19 protein-coding genes are annotated in these 22589 nt (G+C 71.4%); 8 read left to right on the top strand and 11 right to left on the bottom strand.

Translation table 11 applies throughout. The features are described 5' to 3' along the window. Positions 1–2 precede the first annotated feature (2 nt). Together C8E87_RS42220 and C8E87_RS42215 are read left to right on the top strand one after the other, a co-directional pair. Positions 3–440 carry a hypothetical protein gene (locus C8E87_RS42220; protein WP_133878920.1) on the top strand — a complete coding sequence of 146 codons (438 nt, stop codon included), beginning with the start codon at positions 3–5 and terminating at the stop codon, positions 438–440. Then, positions 440–2527: a serine/threonine-protein kinase gene (locus C8E87_RS42215; protein ID WP_133878919.1), complete on the top strand. Its 2088-nt coding sequence runs from the start codon at positions 440–442 to the stop codon at positions 2525–2527. Before C8E87_RS42220 ends, C8E87_RS42215 begins: the two co-directional genes overlap by 1 nt. A 136-nt stretch (positions 2528–2663) precedes the next feature. Here the strand turns inward: C8E87_RS42215 and C8E87_RS42210 are convergent, their stop codons facing one another. Next, positions 2664–3335 carry a Type 1 glutamine amidotransferase-like domain-containing protein gene (locus C8E87_RS42210; RefSeq protein ID WP_133878918.1) on the bottom strand — a complete coding sequence of 224 codons (672 nt, stop codon included), beginning with the start codon at positions 3333–3335 and terminating at the stop codon, positions 2664–2666. Positions 3336–3401: 66 nt separating this feature from the next. On the opposite strand from C8E87_RS42210, the gene C8E87_RS42205 reads away from it, so the two are divergent. Then, entirely contained in the window at positions 3402–3911 is a 510-nt protein-coding gene (locus tag C8E87_RS42205) for a winged helix-turn-helix transcriptional regulator (protein WP_133878917.1), read from the top strand. Between the two features lie 25 nt (positions 3912–3936). Here the strand turns inward: C8E87_RS42205 and C8E87_RS42200 are convergent, their stop codons facing one another. From C8E87_RS42200 to lon, 3 genes are read right to left on the bottom strand one after another with little or no spacing between them, the layout of a single operon-like run. Beyond that, positions 3937–4746 (bottom strand): ThuA domain-containing protein, encoded by an 810-nt coding sequence (locus tag C8E87_RS42200; RefSeq protein WP_307870726.1) that lies wholly within the window; start codon positions 4744–4746, stop codon positions 3937–3939. Between the two features lie 34 nt (positions 4747–4780). Continuing rightward, positions 4781–5473 (bottom strand): HAD family hydrolase, encoded by a 693-nt coding sequence (locus tag C8E87_RS42195; RefSeq protein ID WP_133878915.1) that lies wholly within the window; start codon positions 5471–5473, stop codon positions 4781–4783. A 50-nt stretch (positions 5474–5523) separates the two neighbouring features. Then, on the bottom strand, positions 5524–7776 hold the full coding sequence (gene lon / locus C8E87_RS42190) for an endopeptidase La (protein ID WP_438866684.1): 2253 nt from the start codon (positions 7774–7776) through the stop codon (positions 5524–5526). Positions 7777–7976: 200 nt separating this feature from the next. Between lon and C8E87_RS42185 the strand changes: the two genes are divergently transcribed. Both C8E87_RS42185 and C8E87_RS42180 read left to right on the top strand, forming a co-directional pair. After that, entirely contained in the window at positions 7977–9242 is a 1266-nt protein-coding gene (locus C8E87_RS42185) for a right-handed parallel beta-helix repeat-containing protein (protein WP_133878914.1), read from the top strand. A gap of 51 nt (positions 9243–9293) precedes the next feature. After that, positions 9294–11924: a putative bifunctional diguanylate cyclase/phosphodiesterase gene (locus C8E87_RS42180; RefSeq protein WP_133878913.1), complete on the top strand. Its 2631-nt coding sequence runs from the start codon at positions 9294–9296 to the stop codon at positions 11922–11924. 60 nt (positions 11925–11984) lie between these two features. On the opposite strand, the gene C8E87_RS42175 is transcribed toward C8E87_RS42180, so the two are convergent. Together C8E87_RS42175 and C8E87_RS42170 are read right to left on the bottom strand one after the other, a co-directional pair. Beyond that, positions 11985–12308 (bottom strand): nuclear transport factor 2 family protein, encoded by a 324-nt coding sequence (locus C8E87_RS42175; protein WP_133878912.1) that lies wholly within the window; start codon positions 12306–12308, stop codon positions 11985–11987. A gap of 176 nt (positions 12309–12484) precedes the next feature. Next, positions 12485–13315 (bottom strand): SDR family NAD(P)-dependent oxidoreductase, encoded by an 831-nt coding sequence (locus C8E87_RS42170; protein ID WP_133878911.1) that lies wholly within the window; start codon positions 13313–13315, stop codon positions 12485–12487. Between the two features lie 58 nt (positions 13316–13373). Here C8E87_RS42170 and C8E87_RS42165 point away from each other — a divergent pair, with 58 nt between their 5' ends. Beyond that, a complete protein-coding gene (locus C8E87_RS42165) occupies positions 13374–14030 on the top strand; it encodes a TetR/AcrR family transcriptional regulator (protein WP_133878910.1) in 657 nt (218 codons plus the stop codon). Positions 14031–14345: 315 nt separating this feature from the next. On the opposite strand, the gene C8E87_RS42160 is transcribed toward C8E87_RS42165, so the two are convergent. From C8E87_RS42160 to C8E87_RS44835, 4 genes are read right to left on the bottom strand one after another with little or no spacing between them, the layout of a single operon-like run. Continuing rightward, positions 14346–15011: a FadR/GntR family transcriptional regulator gene (locus C8E87_RS42160; RefSeq protein WP_133878909.1), complete on the bottom strand. Its 666-nt coding sequence runs from the start codon at positions 15009–15011 to the stop codon at positions 14346–14348. Beyond that, positions 15001–16320, bottom strand: coding sequence for an MFS transporter (locus C8E87_RS42155; RefSeq protein ID WP_133878908.1), 1320 nt, complete (start codon positions 16318–16320; stop codon positions 15001–15003). Before C8E87_RS42155 ends, C8E87_RS42160 begins: the two co-directional genes overlap by 11 nt. A gap of 33 nt (positions 16321–16353) precedes the next feature. Continuing rightward, the gene (locus C8E87_RS42150) at positions 16354–17700 is read right to left on the bottom strand and encodes a UTP--glucose-1-phosphate uridylyltransferase (protein ID WP_133878907.1); all 1347 of its coding nucleotides are present in this window, start codon (positions 17698–17700) and stop codon (positions 16354–16356) included. Positions 17701–17728: 28 nt separating this feature from the next. Further along, a complete protein-coding gene (locus C8E87_RS44835; RefSeq protein ID WP_203720637.1) occupies positions 17729–19750 on the bottom strand; it encodes a serine/threonine protein kinase in 2022 nt (673 codons plus the stop codon). Positions 19751–19831: 81 nt separating this feature from the next. On the opposite strand from C8E87_RS44835, the gene C8E87_RS42140 reads away from it, so the two are divergent. Beyond that, positions 19832–20071: a hypothetical protein gene (locus C8E87_RS42140; protein WP_133878906.1), complete on the top strand. Its 240-nt coding sequence runs from the start codon at positions 19832–19834 to the stop codon at positions 20069–20071. Between the two features lie 28 nt (positions 20072–20099). On the opposite strand, the gene C8E87_RS42135 is transcribed toward C8E87_RS42140, so the two are convergent. After that, complete coding sequence (locus C8E87_RS42135) at positions 20100–21047, bottom strand: methionyl-tRNA formyltransferase (RefSeq protein WP_133878905.1); 948 nt, start codon at positions 21045–21047, stop codon at positions 20100–20102. A 185-nt stretch (positions 21048–21232) separates the two neighbouring features. Between C8E87_RS42135 and C8E87_RS42130 the strand changes: the two genes are divergently transcribed. After that, positions 21233–22540 carry a lysine N(6)-hydroxylase/L-ornithine N(5)-oxygenase family protein gene (locus tag C8E87_RS42130; RefSeq protein WP_203720636.1) on the top strand — a complete coding sequence of 436 codons (1308 nt, stop codon included), beginning with the start codon at positions 21233–21235 and terminating at the stop codon, positions 22538–22540. The last annotated feature ends 49 nt before the right edge of the window (positions 22541–22589 follow it).

The raw sequence follows: 22589 nt of genomic DNA, 5'->3' as shown, positions 1-22589 counted from the left end.
CCGTGAGCGCGTGGCATGCTGCGGTCGTGAACGGCGACCCGGGCGACGACGCCGCGCTTTCCCGGGTGGTCGACCTGCATCAGCGGATCCGGGCGATCACCACCGGGGTGATCCTGCTGTCCCGCGCCGGCACCCTGGGGATGGTCGTCCTGAGTATGGCCGAGGTCGTCCTGCTGGACCTGCGACTCGAGGACGGCACCGAACCGGCGGCCAACGTCTCGGCGCTGCGGCGCACCGGGGTGCGCGTGACCATCCCCACCGTACGGTCGTATCCGACCCGGATCCGGGCCATGCGGGCGGCCGTCGACGAGCCGGTCGACGACGTACGCAGGCTGGCGCATGAGTACGACCCCCGCGGTCGTCCCGTGGGCTCGCCCCGGAACGGGGATATCGTGAGGGCCGCCGGCTCCCTGTTCGCCCGACCCCGACGGAGCCGCTGATGCCGGGCTCACATCCGGATGCCGGTGTGGTGGCCGGCCGCTACGAATTGCGTCGGCTGCTGGGCCAGGGTGGGATGGGAGCGGTCTGGGCGGCCCGCGACAAGCTCCTCGACCGGGACGTCGCGGTCAAGGAGATCTTTCTGCCGGCGGTCCGCGAAGCGTCGGCCGGGTCCGCGAGTCCGTTGATCCGTCGGGCGATCCGGGAGGCCAGGGCGGCCGCCCGGCTGCATCATCCGGGCATCGTCACGGTGCATGACGTGGTCACCGACGGTGAGCGGCCGTGGATCGTGATGGAGTTGGTCGCCGGCCGGTCGCTGGCCGAGGCCATTCGCGACCAGGGGGTGCTTTCGGTCCGGCAGACGGCCGAGATCGGGATCCAGGTGGTGCAGGCGCTGCGGGCCGCGCACCGGCAGGGCATCCTGCACCGGGACGTGAAGCCGGCGAACATTCTGCTCGCCGAGGAGCGGGTGGTGCTCACCGACTTCGGCATCGCGGCCATCGAGGATGCGACCGCGTTGACCGCGACCGGCCAGGTGGTCGGCTCCCCGGCGTACCTGTCGCCCGAGCGGATCAACGGCCGACCAGCGACCGCGGCGGCCGACGTGTGGGGGCTGGGCGTCACGCTCTACACCGCGGTCACCGGCCGGTCCCCGTTCCAGCGGGAGGACACCTCGGCGACGGTGGCAGCGGTACTCGCCAGCGAACCCGAGCCGCCGGCGCACGCGGGTCAGCTCTGGCCGGTTCTCAAGGGGATGCTCGCCAAGGACCCCGACCGGCGGCTCACCCTCGAGAAGGCGACCCCGCTACTGGAGCGGTCGACGCGGGAGGCGACCCCGGCACGGCGTGGCAGGGGTCGCCGTCGCCCGATGGAGCCGGAGACCCGCACCGGCACCGCCGTCGCGCCGTCGCCTACCGTCGCGGAGCCGACCCGGCTCGTTCCGGATCCCCCGGCGGTGCCGGCCGCCCACCCCGTCACCCACCCGGCCGGCGGCGCCGAGTCGGTCGCGCCCACGGCCGTGGACGCCGCAGGCCCTGCCCCTGCCGCAGCCCCTGCCCCTGCCGCAGCCCCTGCCCCTGCCGCAGCCCCTGCCCCTGCCGCAGCCCCTGCCCCTGCCGCAGCCGCAGCCCCTGCCGCAGCCTCCACCGTCGACGCAGCGGCCGCCACCGTGGACGCCGCAGCCCCTGCCGTAGCCGCAGCCCCTGCCGCGGCCTCCACCGTCGACGCAGCGGCCGCTACCGTGGACGCCGCAGCTCTGGACACCGCGGTCGGGGCTGCCGGCACGGTCGACGCCGCGCCGGTGACCGTCGCGACGGCTGACACCGAGACAGTGGACACCGAGACGGCGGACACCGAGACAATGGGCGCCGCGAAGGTGGACACCGCGGCCGTGCGCCTGCGGGCCGGCCTGACCGCCGGTACTCGACGACTCCGGCGGTCGCCGGCGGCCCTGCTGCTCGTCGCCGCCCTGGCCGTGGTGGCGGTGGTCGCGTCCACGGTGCTGGTGACCAGCGCGGCCACCCGCCGGTTGCCGGGGACCGGCGCGGGATCGGCGGCCGGGGTCGCGCCGGCCGTCGCGGCCCCGGGGCCGTCCGGCCCGGCCGGGCCGGACACGCAGGCGTCCGCCGCCGGCACGTCGCCGGCCGGCTACCCACCCGGGATCGATCCGTGCCTGTTGGGCACCTGGCGGATCACCCGCAATCAGAGCTACGGCTTGCTCGACAGCACCCGGGTGCTGTACACCGGGGGTGCCGGAACCGTGGTCACCTACCGCGCGGACGGGACCAGCCGGACCGACTACAACCGCTCGAAGCCCCGGATTGCCAAGTATCGCGGCGCCACCTGGTCCTACTTGGAACGTGGCTTCATCACGCAGCGGTACTACGCGGCTGACCGCGCGATCACCACCTCCGGCACGAAGGTCAGCGCCACCGGGACCCTCCGTCGCAACGGGAAGATCGACAACAGCGGGCCCATCGAGTTCTACCCGGAGCCGGAAATGTACCGCTGCAATGGAAACAACCTGACCACCTACAGTAACCAGGGCAACTTCTCCAATGAGCTGGTCCGGGTCGGCGGCTCGTCGTAGCGGCCTTTTCGTTTCCCATTTCCAACCGCGGAAATCCCACCTGGCGAGAGCGTGGTGATCAGGTGGTGATTCTGTGTCATCCCACAGCGGAAAGAGCGAGCATTTCGGGCGCTGCGCGGTGGCGGCGCGCTCGCTGTCAGTCGTCGTTGAAGTGTTTCCAGTGGCCCTCGGTGATGACCTCGACCGTGCCGTTGGTGACTTTGAGGGCTGTGTCGTCGTCGAGGGCGTAGGCCGGGTGGGGGAGGGCGGCGGCCCACTTCTCGGCGGCTTCCATGGTGTTCTCGGTGAGGTCGGGGTGGTCCAGGTGCGGGAAGATCGAGAATTCGACCAGGCCCAGGGTGCTGTCGTCGCCGCCAGGGGGGCGCCAGCCTACGAAGTCGTCGCCGATGCGGGGGGCCATGATCATGCTGCCGGCGCTCAGGCCTGCCCAGACGGTGTCGGTGAGGGTGGGTAGCAGGGCGGCCAGGCCGGACTGGCGCATCCAGTAGTTCAGGAACAGCGGGTCGCCGCCGTTGACCAGCAGGACGTCGGCGGCTCGGACCTCGGCCTCCCACAGCTCCTGGTCGAGGCTGGGCAGCACCGACAACTCGAGCACGCCCACCGACTTCCAGCCCAGCTCGGTCATGGGGCACTCGGTCCCGCGGCCGGCGATGAAGTTCCAGGCCCGGCCGGCGCCGCCGGGGTGCGCGTAACCCGCGGTGGGGATGCACAGGGCGGACGACTCGGCGATCGGCTTGCCCAGCAGGTCGAGCAGGGCGTCATGGATGCTCTTGTTCCTGACGCCGCCGGAGGTCAGCAGGAGTTTCATGAACCGTCCCCGTCCGAAACTGGTTGCATACTGAAATCGGCCACCGCGAGGTTACCATCGGTCTCGATGAGCAGCGAAGCAACGCCCGCACACCGCTCGGGCTGCCCGATCAACCTGGCGGTCGAGGTGATGGGCGACCGCTGGTCGCTGGTTGTTCTGCGGGACGTCATGTTCGGCAACCGGCACCACTTCCGTGAGCTGCTGACCGGCTCGGTCGAGGGGATCGCCTCCAACATCCTGGCCGACCGGCTGCGGCGACTGGTCGGGCACGGCCTGCTGTGGCGGACCGGCGACGAGACCCACAAGCAGAAGATCCGCTACAGCCTCACCGAGGCCGGGATCCAGCTCGTGCCGGTGTTCGCGGCGCTGGGCTCGTGGGGGCGCCGGCACATGCCCGCCAGTCACGAGCTGTCCGTCCGGGCCGAGCTGCTCGAACGCGGTGGCCCCGAGCTGTGGGACAGGTTCATGGACGAGTTGCGCGAACAGCACCTCGGCGTGCCCCGCCCGGCCGGCACCCCCTCGGTTTTCGCCGAACTGCAGGCGGCGTACGAGGCCGCGGTCGCCCAGAAGCAGTGACAGCGTCAGCGCGGCCGGGCGGGTTTCAGCGACCGCAGTTGAAGCGGGCCACGCCGGCTGCCATGCGCAGGCCGCCGAGGATGTGGGCGAGCAGCAGCGGGTCCGAGAAGTACTCCGCCTTGTGCCCCATGGCGGTGTAGAAGGCCCGGCCCCCGTCGTACGGCTGGCACCACGAGATCGGGTGGTGCGGGCCCATGCCGGGTGAGCCCCCCGGTTGGCTGTAGCCGCGCGGGTCGTACGTGCTCTCGTCCACTTCGGTCAGGACCCGTACGGTGTGCCGGGGGTTCGTGCGGAAGTTGTACCACTCCTCCTCGCGGTCCCAGCGCCGCGGCAACGGCTTGGTGGCGGCCGTGTCGTGGTTGAGGACCTTGAGCGTGGCGACCTGGAACTGCGGGCTGACACTGCCCGGGTGGTCGCGGAAGTACGCGCCGACCAGTCCCCCGTACCAGGGCCAGTCGTACTCGGTGTCGGAGGCGGCGTGGATGCCCGCGTAACCGCCGCCGCGCCGGATGTAGCGTTCGAAGGCACGCTGCTGCGTGTCGTCGAGCACGTCGCCGGTGGTGCTCAGCCACACCACGACGTCGTAGCGCCTCAGGTTCTTGTCGGTGAACGCCGCCGCGTCCTCGGTCGCGTCGACCCGGAAGTGGTGGCGGGCGCCGAGCTGCTTGATCGCGGCCACACCGGCCGGGATCGAGTCGTGCCGGAAGGCCGCGGTCTTCGAGAAGACCAGGGCGCTGAATCGGGAATGTCCGGTCGCCGCGGCCGGACCGGCGGGAACGCTGAGTCCCGCCGCCACCAGCACCGCCGCCACCAGAAGCCTGCCAAGAGTTTTCATGACCCCTCCTCGCATCGAAGGGTATGACTTTCCGTCAGCGGCGGGAAGGCGTCGGGAGCAGCCCGGGCAGTTCGGCCATGCTGGTGAAGATGTGGGTGGCGCCCGCGTCGAGCAGCGCCTTCGGCGGGTGGTGGGCCGGGCTGCCGGGCGGGCAGAAACCGAACACCGTCGCGCCCGCCGCCACGCCGGCCGTCACACCGGGCACCGTGTCCTCGACAACAGCAGCCCGTACGGGATCGACGCCGAGATGTGCCGCGGCGGCCAGATAGACGTCGGGGGCGGGCTTGCTGCGCGGCTGATCCATGCCGCTGAACATCTTGCCCGCGAAGACCTCGCCGAGCCCGACCTTGCGCAGCTGCAACCGCACCTTGCCCAGGTCGGCCCCGCTGGCGCAGGCGATCCGCCCGTCCATCAGCGTGTCGATCTCGTGCACCGCGGCCACCGCGCCCGGGACGGGCTGCAGCGACGCCGCCAGGGCCTCGTTGCGGCGGGCCCGGAACCCGGCCAGCCACGCCTCGGTCACCTCGAACCCGGTGTGCGCGGTGATGATCGCGGTCTCGTCGCTCAGCGCCCGCCCGACGAACAGCCGGAAACAGTCCTCGGCGCTGATCCGCCAGCCCAGCTCGTGCAGCATCTCCCGCAGCACGCCGTTGGTGATGCTCTCCGAGTCCACCAGGACCCCGTCGCAGTCGAACAGCACAGCATCGAACACTCCGGGGTCAGACATGGGCGCGACCCTACCCGGCCCACCTCGAGGGCGGGCCGGGCAGGCGGGTCTCAGGCCGCGGTGACCAGGCCCGACGACACCGGCTCGAGGGCCGTCGCCAGGATTTCCCGTACGTCCGAGACCACGTGCACGGTCAGCGCGGCCAGCACGTCGCCGGGCACCTCGTCGAGGTCGGGCTCGTTGCGCTGGGGCAGGAAGACCTCGGTCAGCCCGGCCCGCTGCGCGGCGAGCAGCTTCTGCTTCACGCCGCCGATCGGCAGGACCCGGCCGGTCAGCGACACCTCGCCGGTCATGCCCACCTCGGCCCGGACGTTGCGGCCGAGCAGCAGCGACACCAGCGCGGTGGTCATGGTGACCCCGGCCGACGGGCCGTCCTTGGGCACCGCGCCCGCCGGCACGTGCAGATGGATCGGGTGGTCGAGCTGCTCGGGCGAGATGCCCAGTTCCTCGGCGTGGGCCCGCACGTAGGAGAGCGCGATCTGCGCCGACTCCTTCATCACGTCGCCGAGCTGGCCGGTGACCGACAGCCCGCCCTTGTCGCCGGGCAGCAGGGACGCCTCGATGAACAGCACGTCACCACCCATGCCGGTGACCGCCAGGCCGGTGGCAACCCCGGGCACAGCCGTACGCTCGGACGACTCGGGCGTGAAGCGCGGGCGCCCGATCAGGTCCTTGAGGTCGCCCGCGTCGACGGTGACGGGGAGCTCGCCCAGCGCGGCCTTGCGGAACGCCTTGGCCAGCAGGCGCTCGAACGACCGTACGCCGGCCTCTCGGGTGTAATTGGCGGCGATCTCGCGCAGGGCCTCCTCGGTGACCGTCACCTCGCCCGTCTGCAGGGCGGCCCGTTCCAGCTGCCGGGGCACCAGGAAGTCGCGGGCGATGGCGACCTTGTCGCTCTCGGTGTAGCCGTCGATCGCGATGAGCTCCATGCGGTCGAACAGCGCCTGCGGGATCGTGTCGAGGACGTTGGCCGTCGCGATGAACAGCACGTCGGACAGGTCCAGGTCGAGGTCGACGTAGTGGTCGCGGAACGTGTGGTTCTGCGCCGGGTCCAGCACCTCGAGCAGGGCCGCGGCCGGATCGCCGCGGTAGTCGCTGCCCACCTTGTCGACCTCGTCGAGCAGCACGACCGGGTTCATCGAGCCCGACTCCTTGATCGCGCGCACGATCCGGCCGGGAAGAGCCCCCACGTACGTACGGCGGTGGCCACGGATCTCGGCCTCGTCGCGGACGCCGCCCAGCGCGACCCGGACGAACTTGCGGCCCAGAGTGCGGGCGACCGACTCGCCGAGCGAGGTCTTGCCGACCCCGGGCGGCCCGGCCAGCAGGATCACCGCGCCGGAGCCCCGGCCGCCGATCTTCTCGAGGTGGCGGGACTCGCGACGGGCCCGGACGCCCAGGTATTCGACGATGCGGTCCTTGACCTCGTCGAGGCCGTGGTGGTCGGCGTCGAGCACCGCACGGGCCGCGGCCAGGTCGGTGTTGTCGGTGGTGCGGACGTTCCACGGCAGGTCGAGGACGGTGTCGAGCCAGGTGCGGATCCAGCCCGCCTCCGGGTTCTGGTCGCCGGCCCGTTCCAGCTTGCCGACCTCGCGCAGCGCGGCCTCGCGTACGGGGTCGGGCAGGTCGGCCGCCTCGACGCGGGCGCGGTAGTCGTCGCTGCCCTCGGCCTGGTCCTCGCCGAGCTCCTTGCGGATGGCCTTGAGCTGCTCGCGCAGCAGGTACTCGCGGTTGCGCTTCTCGACCGACCCGCGCACGTCGTGCTCGATCTTGTCGCTGACCTCGGACTCGGCCAGGAAGTCGCGGGTCCACTCGATGAGCAGCCGCAGCCGGGCCTCGACGTCGGGCGTCTCGAGCAGCTCGCGCTTGCGGTCGTTGGCCAGGTAGGGCGCCCAGCCGGCGGTGTCGGCCAGGTCGCCGGGGTCGTCGATGGCGCTGACCGAGTCGATGACCTGCCAGGCCTCGCGGCGCTGCAGGACCGAGACGACCAGTTTCTTGTACTCGGCGGCGAGCTCACGCTCGGGCTCGGTGGGCGCGGCGGTCGCGACCGGTTCGGCCTCGACCCACAGGGCCGCGCCGGGCCCGGTGACGCCGCTGCCGATGCGGGCCCGGACGCCCGTACGCAGCACGGCGGCGGGCGTGCCGCCGCGGGACTTGCCGACCTGCTTGACGCTCGCCACGACACCGTGGGACGCGTACCTGTCCTCGAGCCGCGGGGCGATCAGCAGCTCCGAGCCGGCCGAGGTGCGGGCCGCGTCGACGGCGGCCTGCGCTGCCTCGTCCAGTTCGACCGGCACAACCATGCCCGGCAGCAGAACGATGTCGTCAAGGAACAACACGGGGAGTCGTTTGGTGGCCACCCGGCACCTCCGAAGGGTTGAGTATGAGCGGCTCAACCTCCGGGGCATCGAGGATCTTCCGGCGTTCACTGCGAGCGAACAAGCACCCAGGCATCGATCTTGGTCAAAACCTTGAACCTTACCGTTCCGCTAGGGTGTCCGCCATGCTGAGCCGACGTCTCCGTCTCCCGCTGGTGTTCGCCGCCGCGGCGGTCACTGCGAGTGGCGCTTTTGCCGTCTCCCGCTACTCGCCCGCCGAGACCGAGCCCGTGAGCAGCACCGCAGCGCCGACCACCAGCTCCGCGGCCCCGACCTCGCCGTCACCGCAAGTGACCGTCAGCGTCGCCCCGAGCCTCGGACCGGCCGTGTACGTCACGTCCCCGCCGCCGAAGAAGACCGCCGCCGCGCCCGTCAAGGTCGACATTCACGTCGACTGCAGGAAAGGTGACGACGGCAACAAGGGCACCCTGGCGAGCCCGCTGCGCACCATCGACGCCGCCACCTCACGCTCGCTCGACGCCGGGACGGTGGTCGGGCTGGCCCGCGGGTGCCGCTGGCAGACGCTGGTGCAGCTGCGGGGCGACGGCACCAAGAGCAAACCCGTCAGGCTGACCGCGTACGGGTCGGGGGCCTTGCCGGTGATCGACGGGGGCTCGGCCGACGTCGAGGCCGTGGTGCTGCTGTCCGGTTCGCACCAGGTCGTCGAGAACATCCGGGTCACCAACGCCAAGCGCAACGGCATCGTGGTGCACGGCTCGAACAGCGGCGTCCGCTCCAGCCAGGTCGACGACGCGGGTGTCGGCGTGCAGTTCCGGGCGCCGGACACATGGGCCGACAAGGTGACGGTTCGCGACCTGCACATGGTGCGCGACACCCCGGGCGGCGACGACGACTACGGCGCGGTCGGCTTCCTGGTCGAGGCGCACAACGTCGAGATCGGCTACAGCAACTGCACCAACTGCCGCGCCCCCAGCAACGACTACGGGCACGACGGCGGCTTCGTCGAGGTGTGGAACTACGCCGACAACCTGCACGTGCACAACAGCACCGGCTCCAACACCCAGGGTGTCCTCGAGATCGGCGCCGACCAGGCCGACTCCTCGGCCGACAACATCCGGCTGCGCAACAACAAGTTCCGCAACTCGCACGGCGGCCTGGTGCTGCACACCGACAACAACTTCGCCATCGCCTCGGCCAAGATCTCGTTCACCGGGAACACGTTCGTCAGCACCGGCTCGCAGGACCCGCCCATCCTCGACGGCGACCTCAGCCACGTCACGTTCGACGGCAACACGGTCACCACGTCCAGCTTCGTCGCCCACCGCACCCCGGCCAGCCACCGCTGCAACAGCCTGTACCTGCGCGGCGGCGCCGAGGTCGGATACCAGCGGCACAGCACGGAAAGGCTGAACGGCAAGGCGTCCTGCTGACTGCTCCCGTCCGGCAACTCAAGGGGGCCGGGGCGGTGCCGATGCTGAGGCATGCCCACCACGCCCGGCCGCCTGCCGCTCTTCGCCGACCGGGCGTTCCGGGCCGTCACGGCGCTGACCGTCGTCAACGCGGTCCTCTTCGTCACGCAGCAGGTCACCGGCCCGCTCTGGCCGTCGCCGGTGAACTGGCTGCCGATGATCGGGATCATTGCGCTCACGCAGTGGCTGTCCCGGCGGGTGCACACCGATCCGGCGTCGCCGCCCGTAGTGCGGCGCTTCTGGTGGTCGGTCCAGGTCGGCACCTCGTTCTTCACCGCCGTGGCCGTCCTGCGGATCGCGTCCGAGCTGGGCGCCGGGGACTGGCTGGTGCCCGTCTCGGTGGTGCTGCACCTGATCGGCGGTTTCCTGCTCACCTGGCCGCTGCTGGGCCTGCCGCTCAGCGTCCGCGGCCGCGCCCGCAAGCTCGGCATGTGGCTCGACCTGGGCACGCTGACGGCCGCGGCGGGCCTGCTCATCTGGCACTTCGCCGCGTCGTACCAGTTCACCGACGGCCGGGTGACGGCGTCGCGGGTGCTCGCCGCGATCGTGGTCATGGCCGCCGGCCTCAACGGCGTCTACCTGGCGGCCAAGGTCGTGCTCTCCGGGGTCGACTCGTTCGCCCGGCGCGGGCTGTACTGGATCGGGGCGTCTGCGCTGATCGGCGGGCTGGGCTCGGCGATCAGCTTCCTCGACCCGCGCGAGACAGCGATCGAACTGCTCACGCTCGTGCTGCCTTTGGCTGCCTACGTGGCCGCGGTCGGCGCACGCATGCAGATGGTCGACACCGCTGCCGGCGGCCGGCCGCAACGGGCGCCGCGGGGCTACAGCCGGATGCCGTACGTGGCCATCGCGGCGGTCGACTCGATGGTGCTCTACGACAACGTCCGGGGCAGCGGCAACGGCATGCTGATCGACGGGGTCGCCGTCACGCTGACCGTGCTCGTGGTGGTACGCCAGCTGATCGCGTTCCGGCAGAACGACGCCCTGCTCAACCGGATCGGCGTCCAGGAGGAGCGGTTCCGGCGGCTGGTGCAGAACTCGACCGACATGGTGACCATCGCCGCGCCCGGCGGCCGGCTCACCTACGCCAGCCCGGCCGCGCGCGGTGTGCTCGGCTCGGACCCCGACGACATGATCGGCACCACCCTGATGACCCGGGTCCACCCGGACGACCAGGCCCTGGTGGCCGAGCGGTTCACCGCCGTGTCGGCCGCGCCCGGCAACACGGCGACCTATCAGATGCGGCTGCGGCACACCGACGGCACGTACCGCTGGCTCGAGGTGATCAGCGCGAACCTGACCGGCGAACCCAGCGTGGGCGGGGTCGTCAGCAACGCGCGGGACATCACCGAGACCCGGCACGTGCAGGCGCGGCTCAGCTACGAGGCCAGCCACGACGTCCTGACCGGCCTGGCCAACCGGGCCCTGTTCGGCGAGCGGGTCACCGCCGCGGTCACCCGCGCCCGGCCCGACCAGACAATCAGCATCGTGCTGGTCGACCTCGACGACTTCAAGCTCGTCAACGACACCCTGGGGCACGCCAGCGGGGACGCGTTGCTGGTGCACGTGGCCGAGCGGATGCGAGCCTGCGTACGGCCGGTCGACACGGTGGCCCGGCTGGGCGGCGACGAGTTCGCGATCCTCTTCGACGGGCCCGACCGCACCGACGTCGACCAGGTGCTGACCCGGATCGTGGCGAGCCTGCTGGAGACGGTGATCATCGACGGCGAGCCGATGACCGTGCGGGCCAGTTTCGGCGTGGTCGACGGGCACGGCGGCGACAACGCCGGTGACCTGCTGCGCCAGGCCGACATCGCGATGTACGAGGCCAAGGAACGGGGCGAGGGCGGCTTCGAACGTTACCGGCCCGGCATGGAGGCCCGCGGCGCCGAACGCAACCGGCGCGCGGCCGCCCTGCGTACGGGGATCCTGGAGGACCAGATGGTGGTCTTCTTCCAACCGGTGGTGACGCTGCCGGACGGGCGGATCACCGGAGCGGAGGCCCTGGTGCGCTGGCAGCACCCGGTCGACGGGCTGGTCGGGCCGGGCGCGTTCATCGAGACCGCGGAGCAGAGTGGCCTGATCGTCCCGCTCGGCGCCTGGGTCCTGAACGCCGCGACCCGCGAGGCGGCGAGCTGGCCGGCTTCACTCACCGTGTCGGTCAACGTGTCGGCGCGGCAGCTGCGCGAGGCCGGCTTCCCCGACGTGGTGGCGGCCGCCCTGCGCGACAGCGGGCTGCCCGCCCACCGCCTGACCGTCGAGATCACCGAGTCGGTCGCGGTCGGCGGCGGCGCGACCGCCGAGAACCTGCAAGGGCTGCGCGATCTGGGCGTACGGCTGTCGCTGGACGACTTCGGCACGGGGGCGTCGACGCTCAGCCTGCTCGCCACCTGCCCGGTGCACCAGATCAAGCTGGACCGCTCTTTCGTGCCGGACAGCGGCGGGTCGGACGCCATCGCCGACGCGGTGGCCCAGATGGCTCGCGCCTTCGCCGTGCAGGCCGTGGCCGAGGGCGTGGAGACCGCCGAGCAGGCCGGCCGGATGGCCGCCCTGGGCTACGACCGGGCCCAGGGCTTCTATTTCGCCCGGCCCATGTGCGCAGCCGACATGCACACAGCCGTGCAGGCCCCCGCGGCACTGTGACCTGGCTGCTTCCCCGTTTCCGGCCGGGGCAGTCCGCAGGCCGCCCCGGCCGGTGACGAATCAGACGGGATCGATCGCGAGGTCGGTGACCTGGTTGTCCTTGATGCCGAACACGAACGCGAAGGACAGGGGCCCGCCGGGGAAGTCGCCGTCGCCGGATGCCACCAGCCGGTCGCCCGCGAACGAGATCGGTGTGAGCACGATCTTGGGGTCGATCAGGTGTCCCTGGATCCACTCGTGGATCTCGGCCTCGCCGGCCCAGGTTTTCCCGTCGTCGTGCACGGTGGCCCTGTCGCCGAAGACCGCGGCCAGCGCGGTCGCGTCGTGGGCGTTGGTGGCCGCGATGAAGGTCTCGACAGCCTTGGGAAGAGCGATGTCGTTCATTGCTGTTCTCCTGTTTTCTCGGCAGCCAGGACGCGGGCGCGTGCTGGCATGTCGCCGCAAACCCTCAGCCGCGCGGTGGCGATGCCGGCGGCGACCCGTCACGGGCCGTGCTTCGCGGTGATCAGTTCGAGTCGCCGGTCAGGTGTCACGTCGGCCTGGACATGCGCGGGCGCAAGTCAGAAGTCCGCACTGCGCGAGAGCTTCTCGTTCGCGCGCAGCTCCGCGAGCGCGTTCTCATGCATCGCGACGATGACGTCGTAGCCGGAGTTGCCGAGCACGATCCGGTGCGGCGGAACGGGAGCGTTCATCGCGCTGATCACGGCCTGCACTCCGCGCTCAGGGTCGCCCTCCTGCTTGCCGCTGTGCGCCACGAACGCCGCCTTGACGCCCTCGACCATCGGCACATAGGCGTCGACGGTCTCGCTGACGGGCTCGTTCTGGAAGTAGGAGAAGGCACTGGTACGGAACGCTCCCGGCTCCACGACGAGCACGCGCACACCGAAGGGCTCAACTTCCTGGCGCAGTGTCTCCGACAGTCCCTCGAGAGCGAACTTCGCCGCCGAGTAATAGCCGAACCCCTGTGCGCCGACGAGGCCTGCCACCGACGACATGTTCACGATCCAGCCGTCGCCGCGGGCCCGCATACCTGGCAGGACCGCGCGGATCACCTCGACCACGGCGAACAGGTTGAGGTCGAACGTGCGGCGGATCGTCTCGTCCGGGGCCCCCTCGATCGAGCCGTACCAGCCACGGCCCGCGTTGTTGACCAGCACGTCGATCCCGCCGAATCGTTCCTCTGCCGTCTTGACCGCCGCCCGCACCTGGTCGGCATCGGTGACATCGAGCTGGAGAACCAGCGCCCGGTCGCCGTGCGGCTCAGCCCATTGCCGCAGTTCATCGGGCCGGCGCGCGGTCACCACCACCTGATCGCCCTGTGCCAGCGCGGCCTCGGCATAGACCAGGCCGAACCCTCCGGGCGTCCCACCCGTGATGAACCAAGTCCTCATGGACTTCTCCCTCCGCTATAGCGAGCAATGTAGCGCTATGTAAGCTACTATAGCAAGCATGCAGAACGCACGGGATCGACTCCTGCTCGCCGCAGCGGAGTTGCTGGAGAGCGGCGGCACGTTGTCCACGAGGGCGGTGTGCGACCGCGCCGGGGTGCAGGCCCCGACGCTGTACCACCACTTCGGCAGCAAGCAGGGCCTGATCGACACCGTGGCGAACCACGGCTTCACCCAGTACACGGCGGTCGAAAGCTCCGACGACCCGCTCAACGACCTGCGCGAAGGCTGGGACAGGCACGTGCAGTTCGGGCTGGAGCACCCGTCGTTCTACGGGCTGCTCTACGGGCGCGTCGAGCCGGGAAAGCCCTGCGCCGTCACCGCTCCCGCACACGCCGCGTTGCGCGACAGGCTCACCGCCGCCGCGGTTCAGGGCATGCTCAAGGTGCCGGCCGACGACGCCGCCGAGCAGGTGCTCGCCGCCAACGTCGGCATCACGCTCACCCTGATCAGCCAACCGGAGCCGGACTTCGGGCTCTCCGCCCGCGTCCGCGAGGCCGCACTGGCCGGAGTTCTGCGCACACCCACCACCGACGCCCCCGCGACCCGGGCAAGCGCGGCACTGACATTGCGTGCGCTCGTCGACAACGACCCGGGCGACCTCACACCTGGCGAACGGGGGCTGCTCGGCGAACTGCTGGACCGCCTGGCCCAGTAGAGGCTGGGGCACGTCCCCAACCTCGACCGAGCTACCCCGGCGCGGTGAAGCATTTCGTCAACGCGTTCATCCGCTCGGCGGAGTGGCGTTCGGCTCCTGGAGGGCTGGTCGCCCTTTCGAGGCGGTGACCGCACATCCTGCCCTGCGGACGATGCGTCCGGCTGGCGAAGGCGGAACATGACAACGTCCTGAGCCAGGCACAGCTGGGCTTCGCCACGGTGCGGTGCCGCAGATCGACCAAGGACCAGGGGGGCAGTGCAAGGCGCATGCAGCGCAGCGAACATCCGGCGGCAATGCGGGTGGACCCCGCCCAGGCTATATCGACGCTTCGTTGATCAGGGGCTGGAGCAGGGTGGACATGGTGGCTGCGGCGCGGGCCGGGTCGGCGGCGGAGATGGCGTCGACCAGGTCGGTGTGCAGCTGGGCCAGGTGGTCGGTCTCACCGGTGACGTCGTGCAGCTGCACCTCCTCGAAGACGCCGAGCAGGCCCTCGTAGACGTCCTGCAGCAGCGGGTTGTGGGTGGCGGCGACCACCGCCCGGTGCAGGGCCGAGTCGGCGCGCACGCGTTCGTGGGTGTCGCCGGTGGTCCAGGCCTCGGCCCGTTCGGCGAGCAGGGCGCGCAGGCGTGCGGCGTCGGCCTCGGTGCGGCGTACGGCGGCGATCCGGGCGGCCGCGGCGTCGAGCACGAGCCGCAACTCCAGGCTGTCGCGGCGGGACGTGGCGGCGGCCTGGCGCGTCACCGACGAGCGCAGCTCCGACGTCGACACCACGAAGGTGCCGCGGCCCTGTTCCCGCCGCAGGATGCCGGCCTGGACGAGCGAGCCGATCGCCTCGCGGACGGTGTTGCGGCCGGCGCCGCTCCACTCGACCAGCTCGGGCTCGGTCGGGATCTTGCTGCCCAGGGGCCAGGTGCCGGCCGTGATCTGGGCTCGGAACAGCTCCGTGACCTGGGTGCCGAGGCCGGCGCGATCAATGGGCACGGTGCAGCCTAACCGGACGGCAGGCGGCCCAGCCCGCGACCAGCGTGACGACCAGGGTGGCGGCGAGGAGCCCGTACGTCAGGTTCCAGCCCCCGGTGGCCTGATGGATCGCGCCGAGGGCGAGGGGGCCGACGCAGCCGATGCCGTACCCCACGCCCTGCACGACGCCGGACAGCCGGGAGGCGCTTTGCGCGTTCGCCGCCCGCGCGCCGATCAGGGTCAGGCAGAGCGGGAAGGTGCTCACCCCGAGACCGAAGGCCGTCGCCCAGACGAACGCGCCCGCGGCCGGGGCGGCGAGCATGCCCGCGTAACCGGCAGCCATCAGCGCCACGCACACCACGACGATCGGGTACGGGGTGCGCAGCCGGGTGGTCAGCGGCGGCACCACGAAGGCGGCGATCAGCCCGAGACCGGCGAACCACGACAGCAGCAGCGCGCTCGCCGTCGTGCTCAGCCCGGCGTCCTCCAGCATCGCCGGGAACCAGGTGACCAGCGTGTAGACGTGCAGGGTGGTCATCGCCATCAGCCCGATCAGGCCCAGCGCGAGCGGCGTACGCCACGGCACGTGCGACGGCGCCGGGAGGAGAGGCTCGCCGCGCCCGTCCGACGGCACCGGGACAGGCTGCTCGCCAGGCGCGGTAGGAGGGGCCGCGACGGGCTGCTCGCCTCGCCCGGCAGACGGGGTGGCGACGGGCTGCTCGCCGTGGCCGGTAAACGGGGCCGGGGTGGGGCCGGTCGAACGGGGGACGGCGACGAACCACAGCGCGGCGGCAACCGCGGTCACCGCGGCCCAGCCGCCCGCCGCAGCCCGCCAGCCGTAGGCGTGCGCCAGCGGCAGCGCGACCAGCGGCGCGGCCAGCTGGCCGACCTGCAGCAGCACCATGTACATCGTGCTGACCGTGTGCAGCCGTTCCGGGAAGTGCTGTTTCACGATCGGGATCAGGACGACGTTGCACGCGCCAATGCCCGCGAACGCGATCACGGTGGCGGCGATCATGACGGCCGGTGACCAGGCGGCGGATCGCAGCAGGATGCCGGCGGTCGTGGCGGTCACGGCGAGCGCGGCCGTGCGTTCGAGGCCGAGCCGGCGGGCCAGCGGCGGCGCGGCGAACGCGGCCACCGCGAAGCACGCGGTCACGATCGTGCCGATAGCGCCGGCGGTCACCGGGCCGAAGCGCAGGTCGGCGGCGGCATCCCCGGTCAGCACGCTGAAGCCGGTGACCGCGGTGCGCAGGTTGAGGGCGGTCAGGGCGACGGCGAGCAGGATGCCGACGTGCAGGCGGGCCGGGCGAAGTTCGGTGGTGGTCACCGCCGCAGTGAATCATGGGATGATGGGATGAATCTAGGGGAGGGTGGCGCCGTCCGCGATCTGCCGGGGGCCGGACACCTCCGCGTCGCCGGTGACCACGACGTCGGCGCCGAACCTGACGTCGCCCGTGACGCGCAGACGGGTGGCTCGGCGCAGCGACGGAGGCCCGTACGGGAAACGCCTGTCGAAATCGGGCATGAGGCGGAAGTGTCCGGGATCCAGGGTCACGACCGGACCGGAACCGTCGAAGGTGGGGGTCATCCGGCCGTCGGCGGTCAGTGAATAGGCGTCGGAGCGCACCACGAGCAGGTCGTCGGTGGTCTTGACCGGGGCGAACCGCGTGCGAGGCACCAGCACCGCACGGGCGCCCGGGATCGAGCCGATCGCCGCGCCCATCGCTGTCTCGAGCTGGATCACCGGCGTGCTGGAAGGGTCTTTGGGGTCGACGGTCTTGTGGTTGACGATGAGCGGCAGCGCCGGGGCCGCCGGGTCCGAGGCCTGCAGGTCGCGCAGCGCGTGCAGGTCGATCCACAGGTTGTTGGTGTTGTAGAACCGCCAGCGTTCGACGTCGGTGAACGAGTCGTCGCCGTCGGGCACCTGCGCCGTCTCGCGCAGCACGACCCTGTCGCCGTGCCGGGCCAGATGCCCGCCCTTGCGGTCGGCGGACGTGCCCCGGACGGCTTCCATCGCGAACGGCACCTGCTCGGCGGCGACCCAGGCGGCCAGGCGGGCGTCGACGGTCGCGCCGAGGTTGTCGGAGTTCGACACGAAACACCAGCGCACGCCCGCGTCGAGGAGGCGGTCCAGCGTCCCTGAGGCGGCCAGCGCGGTGTAGAGGTCGCCGTGGCCGGGCGGGCACCACTCGAGCTCGGGGTCGGCCGGCCATTCCACCGGCATCCGGTCGTCGGCGCGCAGCTTGGGCTCGCGGCCCTGCAGGAAGTCGAGCACGTTGTCGTACCGGCCCAGCGCCGCCATCGACGGACCGCGCGTCCCGGTCGAGTTCATCAACACCAGGGGCACCCGTACGCCGTGCCGCTCCCGCAGCGACGACACCTGCTCGGCCACCACGTCGAGGAAGCTGGTGCCCGGTTTGACCTCGAGCAACGACTTCGGCCCGGTCAGGCCCATGCTCGTGCCGAGACCGCCGTTGAGTTTGAGCACCGCCAGCCGGTCGAGCACCTCGCGGGCTTGCTCGGCGGTGGGCTCGGGCAGTTCCTCCAGCCGGGGCACGTCGCGCAGCGGCTCGAGCTCGTCACCGGGCAGCAGCCCCGCTCGCGGCTCGTCCAGCTGCTCCAGACGCCGGCGCAGCGCCGCCAGTTCGGCCGGGTGCGCCCCGCCCTTCTCCGCTTTGGTCAGTGCCGCCTCGACGTAATCTGCCATACCGGAAAAACTAGCCGCTTCGCGGCGATCAGGGTGTGTAGACGACCGCCATCCGGGTGATCCGGCCCCCCTCGGTGGTGACCGCGATCATGCTTGCCTCGCCTTTCTTGAACATCTGGGCGAACTTCTTCGCGCCGGCCGGGTACGTTCCGCCCTTCTCGGGCGCGTCCATGTGGACCGCGCCGTCGGGGTCCTCCCACGTGAAGTACTTCGCGTTCGCGGCGATCGGGACGGTGACCTTCGTGTTGCTCGACTCGGTCATCCACGCGTGGTGGACGCACCGATCGTCCGAGCGGTCGATCTGGAACGCCCGGCAGTACGCGTCCCCGGTCAGGAAGAGCATCGGCTCCAGCACGGCCGAGGCGTGCGCCGGGTCGTACGCGTGCAACGTCGCCACCGACGTGACGTTGCCCCGCGTGAGGTCGGCGAACCGGGGTCTCGGCCCGCTCGCGCTCGGCGCCGCCGACCTGGACGCTGCCGCGACGACCTCGGCCCCGGTGAACGCGACGTGGGCGTTGCCGCTGATGGCGGCGTCGAGCACCCCGAACGTCACCCGCCCGGCCGCCGGCATCGCCGCGCCGAACTGCTTGGTCAGCACGGCCGCCCCGTCCACCGAGACGGTCGCCTGCTGATCCCGTACGAGAACCTCGACCCGCCGTACGCGTCCCAGCGCGCTCGGCAGCGCGGCCTGCACCTCCCCGGTCACCCCGTCCGCGGTGTCCAGGCCCAGCCGCACCTCGGTCTCGCACAGCGACGCCAGGGGGCCCTCCGTGCCGACCATCCGGAACCAGATCGCCGCGCACGACCCCGGGGTGAGGATCGCCGCGCCGACGCGGATCGCCTGGTCCTTCGCGAAGGGGTCCGACGGTCCCGAACAGCGGAAGACCGGCGCCATCCCGGTGCGGGCCTCGAGCCGGCCGTTCGCGAACAGGCACCGGCCCTCGGCCTCGACCCACTCGCGCCACTGGGCGGGCCGGTCGAGGCGGTCGATCAGCGCCGGCCCGCCGTCGGCCCGCTGCCAAGCCGGTGCGGACTCCGCCGGGTTCACCGTCTTGGACACCCCGCCCGCGGTGTGCGAGGCGAAGAGGCCGCCCGCGCCCAGCGCCAGCACCCCCAGCCCCGCGAGGACCGTCCGGCGGAGGCGGCGCGGGCGGCGATGCGGACGGGGGTTGTTCTGCGCGGCGGCGGCGGCCTGCAGCAGCTCGGGGCGGATCAGCTCGGTCTTGTCGCCCGGATCCAGGTCGAGCAGCAGCTGCAGCAGCTCGGACGCGGTCGGCCGGTCGGCCGGGTTCTTTTCGAGCGTGCGCGCGACCACCTGCCGCAGCGGCGCGGGCAGCCCGGTCAGGTCGGGCGGCTGGGTCAGGATCCGGGCCGCGGTGGCGGTGGGGGAGTCCGCCCGGAAGGGGGTGCGCCCGGTGCCCGCGTACGTGATGACCGCGCCCCACGCGAACACGTCGGCGGCCGGGCCGACCTCGCCGAAGTGCTCGTTGTCGATGCTCTCGGGCGCCATGTAGGCGACCGTGCCGACCATCTGATCCGTACGGGTGTGCCGGCTGGTCGCCTCGAACGCCCGGGCGATGCCGAAGTCGATGACCTTGGGCAGCCCCGGCGCCAGCAGCACGTTGCTGGGCTTGAGGTCCCGGTGGATCACCGAGGCGCCGTGGATCGCGGCCAGCGCGGTGGCCACCCCGACGGCCACGCTGTGCAGCGCGCCCCCGCCGAGCGGCCCGTTGCGGGCGATCACCGCGGACAGGCTGGGCCCGTCCACGTACTCGACCACCAGGTACGGCGTGGGGTGGTCGGGGTCGGCGTCGAGCACCTCGGCCGTGCAGAACGGCGGCACCTGCCGGGCCCGGTTGACCTCGCTGCGGAACCGGGCGCGGAACTCGGTGTCGGGCGCCAGCTCGGGCCGGATCATCTTGACCGCGACCAGCCGGCCGTCCGGGTGCTCGCCGAGGTAGACGGCGCCCATCCCGCCCTGGCCGAGCCGCCCGAGCAGCCGGTAGCCGCCCAGCTCGGCCGGATCGCCCGGAAGGAGTGGATCAGTCACGCGCAGGACGATACAACGTTCCCGGCCGGCTCATCCGCTTCGAATGAGGCCGCCGCCGATCCCGGGCCGCATAGTGAAGCGATGACTCGACCGACATCGACACTCCTCGTCACCGGCGCCGCCCTCACCGTGACCGGCGGCATCATCGGTCTCGCCGGCGCCACCGTCACCATGATCGCCGCGGCCACCGTGGCCCGCCGGCGCATCGAACAGATGGAGACCCCACCGTCCGAACTGGCCCGGCGCCAGTGGCGCCGCGCCCGAACAGCAGTAACCGCAGGCGCCGGCGCCTGGCGCAACGGCGAAGTCCCCGTGGCCTGACCGGGCCTGCCCGCGTGGCCGGAGCGCTTCAGGACTGATCGGTGAGGTAGCCGCCCATGCTCGTGAAGTAGTCGTGGGCGGCCAGCTCAACTCCCTCGTCGGTGCGGACCCGGGTCACCAGCAGCGCCTTGTTGCGGCCCCGGCGGGCGTCCGCCCCCGCCACGATCGCCACCCCGTCGCCCTCGCGATAGAAGATGCGGCCCGGGGTTCCGCCGTAGACGTTCGCCGACACCTCGGCCGCCACGATTTCGAGGCGGCGGCCCCGGTGATAGGTGTACGCGCTCGGGTAGGGCTCGGACTGCGCCCGTACGAGGCGGTCGAGGTCTTCGGCCGGCCAGGTCCAGTCGATGCGGCAGTCCTCGTCGGCTCGCTTGTGAAAGAAGCTGGCCTTCGACCTGTCCTGCTTGGTCCAGTCGGTGCGCCCGGTGGCCAGCAGCGCCAGCCCGTCCACGGTGATGGGCCCGAACAGTTCGAGCGTCTTGTGGAACAGGTCGGTCGTGGTGTCCCGCGGGCCGACCGGCACCGCCCGCTGCAGCACGATGTCACCGGCGTCGAGCGTGTCGTCCATCATGTGCGCGGTCACGCCGACCTCCTTCTCCCCGTTGATCAAGGCCCAGATCAGGGGCGAGAAGCCCGCGTACGCCGGCAGGAGCGAGTCGTGCACGTTGAGCGTGCCCAGCCGGGGCAGGGTGAAGATGCTCGGCGGGATCCAGGTGCGCCAGTTGGTGGCCACGATGACGTCGGGATCGGCCTCGCGAAGGCGTTCCAGCAGCTCTTCGTCGTCGGGCCGGTTGCGCAGCAGCACCGGAACGCCGTGCTTCCCGGCCAGGTCGGCCACCGAGTCGTCCCAGATCTTCTCGTAGGCGTGATCGCTCCTGGGGTGGGTCACCACCAGCGTCACCTCGTGTTCGGACTCGAGCAGCGCCTGCAGGGTGCGATGTCCCCAGGTCTGATATCCGAACATAACGACCCGCATGGGCGACGTCCTCCTCGTAGCCGCGTCCTCCGTGGACGCGTCCGGCCGGGTGTTCCTGATCAAGGCGGATCGTACTATAGTTAGCCTTGCCTAACCTAAGGCACGCAGGGTGTCCGTGTGTGTACGCCCAGCTCAGGTGGCTCATTTCCGTACCGGCCAGGTCCGGCCCACGCGATGGGATGCGTATGTCAGAGGAAGCTCTCGATCTTGTCGGTGTCGGGTTCGGCCCGTCCAATCTGGCCCTGGCGATCGCGGTCGCTGAGCACAACGCCCAGCACCCGCCGGTGACCGCGGCGTTCGTGGAGCGGCAACGCGGGTTCGGCTGGCATCGGGGGATGCTGCTGGAGGACGCGACGATGCAGGTCTCGTTCCTCAAGGACCTGGTCACGCTGCGCAACCCGAAGAGCGACTTCAGCTTCCTGTGCTACCTGCAGAGCCGGGACCGGTTGATCGACTTCATCAACCAGAAGAACTTCTTCCCGTCCCGGGTCGAGTTCCACGACTATCTGCAGTGGGCGGCCGAGATGGTCGACGGCGACGTCGCGTACGGGCGTGAGGTTGTCGCCGTCCGCCCGGTGCGCGACGGCGACGAGGTCGTCTGCTTCGACGTGGTCTCGGCCGACGTCACCGGCGCCCACGAGCCGCTGGTGCACCGGGCCCGCAACCTGGTGCTGGGCACCGGACTGACACCCCGGCTGCCCGACGGGGTCACCACCGACGACCGCATCTGGCACACCCGCGACCTGCTGCCCAACGCCGAACGCCTGCGGGTGGAGTCGCCGTCGGCCAAGCGGTTCGTGGTGGTGGGCGCCGGGCAGAGCGCGGCCGAGGCGGTCGACTACCTGCACCGCGAGTTCCCGCAGGCCGAGGTCAACGCCGTGATCACCCGGTACGGCTACAGCCCGGCCGACGACAGCGCGTTCGCCAACCGCATCTTCGACCCCGCCGCAGTCGACGACTACTTCGCCGCGTCGCCACAGGTCAAGCAGATGATGCTGGACTACCACGGCAACACCAACTACTCGGTCGTCGACCAGGAGCTGATCGAGGACCTGTCCCGCCGGGTCTATCAGGAGAAGGTGCGCGGCGAACAGCGGCTGCGGCTGCTCAACGTGTCCAAGGTGACCGAGGCCGTACGGCTGGGCGACAAGGTGCACACCGTGGTCGAGTCGATGATCACCGGCGAGCGGCAGGTGCTCGAGGCCGACGCCGTCGTGTTCGCCACCGGCTACCGCCAGCCCGACCCGGCAGCGCTGCTGGGCGAGCTCGCCGCCGAATGCCGCCGCGACGCCGCCGGGCAGGTCGTCGTCGCCCGTGACTACCGCGTCGACCTCGGGCCCCGCGTACGGGCCGGGGTCTATCTGCAGGGCGGGACCGAGCACACGCACGGCATCTCGTCGTCGCTGCTCTCCAACACCTCGGTGCGGTCGGCCGAGATCCTCGCCTCGGTCGTCGCCCACGCCCGCCCCCGCCGGCCGTCCCTCATCGGCTGACCTCCTCCGCGCTCGCCGCGCCCGCCCGTGCTCCTCGGCGCTCACCGCG

The sequence above is a fragment of the Paractinoplanes brasiliensis genome (genome assembly GCF_004362215.1).
GTDB lineage: Bacteria > Actinomycetota > Actinomycetes > Mycobacteriales > Micromonosporaceae > Actinoplanes > Actinoplanes brasiliensis.
The sequence above is the reverse complement of the archived record's forward strand: the minus strand, read 5'-3'. Positions and strand labels throughout refer to the sequence as shown.

Bases quoted from the DNA above. Each gene is read 5' to 3' on its own strand.
- C8E87_RS42170 (WP_133878911.1), bottom strand. From the start codon at position 13,315: ATGAGGACTTGGTTCATCACGGGTGGGACGCCCGGAGGGTTCGGCCTG.
- C8E87_RS42195 (WP_133878915.1), bottom strand. From the start codon at position 5,473: ATGTCTGACCCCGGAGTGTTCGATGCTGTGCTGTTCGACTGCGACGGG.
- C8E87_RS42135 (WP_133878905.1), bottom strand. From the start codon at position 21,047: ATGCGGGTCGTTATGTTCGGATATCAGACCTGGGGACATCGCACCCTG.
- C8E87_RS42175 (WP_133878912.1), bottom strand. From the start codon at position 12,308: ATGAACGACATCGCTCTTCCCAAGGCTGTCGAGACCTTCATCGCGGCC.
- C8E87_RS42130 (WP_203720636.1), top strand. From the start codon at position 21,233: ATGTCAGAGGAAGCTCTCGATCTTGTCGGTGTCGGGTTCGGCCCGTCC.
- C8E87_RS42180 (WP_133878913.1), top strand. From the start codon at position 9,294: ATGCCCACCACGCCCGGCCGCCTGCCGCTCTTCGCCGACCGGGCGTTC.
- C8E87_RS42140 (WP_133878906.1), top strand. From the start codon at position 19,832: ATGACTCGACCGACATCGACACTCCTCGTCACCGGCGCCGCCCTCACC.
- C8E87_RS42215 (WP_133878919.1), top strand. From the start codon at position 440: ATGCCGGGCTCACATCCGGATGCCGGTGTGGTGGCCGGCCGCTACGAA.
- C8E87_RS42165 (WP_133878910.1), top strand. From the start codon at position 13,374: ATGCAGAACGCACGGGATCGACTCCTGCTCGCCGCAGCGGAGTTGCTG.
- lon (WP_438866684.1), bottom strand. From the start codon at position 7,776: ATGGTTGTGCCGGTCGAACTGGACGAGGCAGCGCAGGCCGCCGTCGAC.
- C8E87_RS42210 (WP_133878918.1), bottom strand. From the start codon at position 3,335: ATGAAACTCCTGCTGACCTCCGGCGGCGTCAGGAACAAGAGCATCCAT.
- C8E87_RS42185 (WP_133878914.1), top strand. From the start codon at position 7,977: ATGCTGAGCCGACGTCTCCGTCTCCCGCTGGTGTTCGCCGCCGCGGCG.
- C8E87_RS42150 (WP_133878907.1), bottom strand. From the start codon at position 17,700: ATGGCAGATTACGTCGAGGCGGCACTGACCAAAGCGGAGAAGGGCGGG.
- C8E87_RS42200 (WP_307870726.1), bottom strand. From the start codon at position 4,746: ATGAAAACTCTTGGCAGGCTTCTGGTGGCGGCGGTGCTGGTGGCGGCG.
- C8E87_RS42205 (WP_133878917.1), top strand. From the start codon at position 3,402: ATGAGCAGCGAAGCAACGCCCGCACACCGCTCGGGCTGCCCGATCAAC.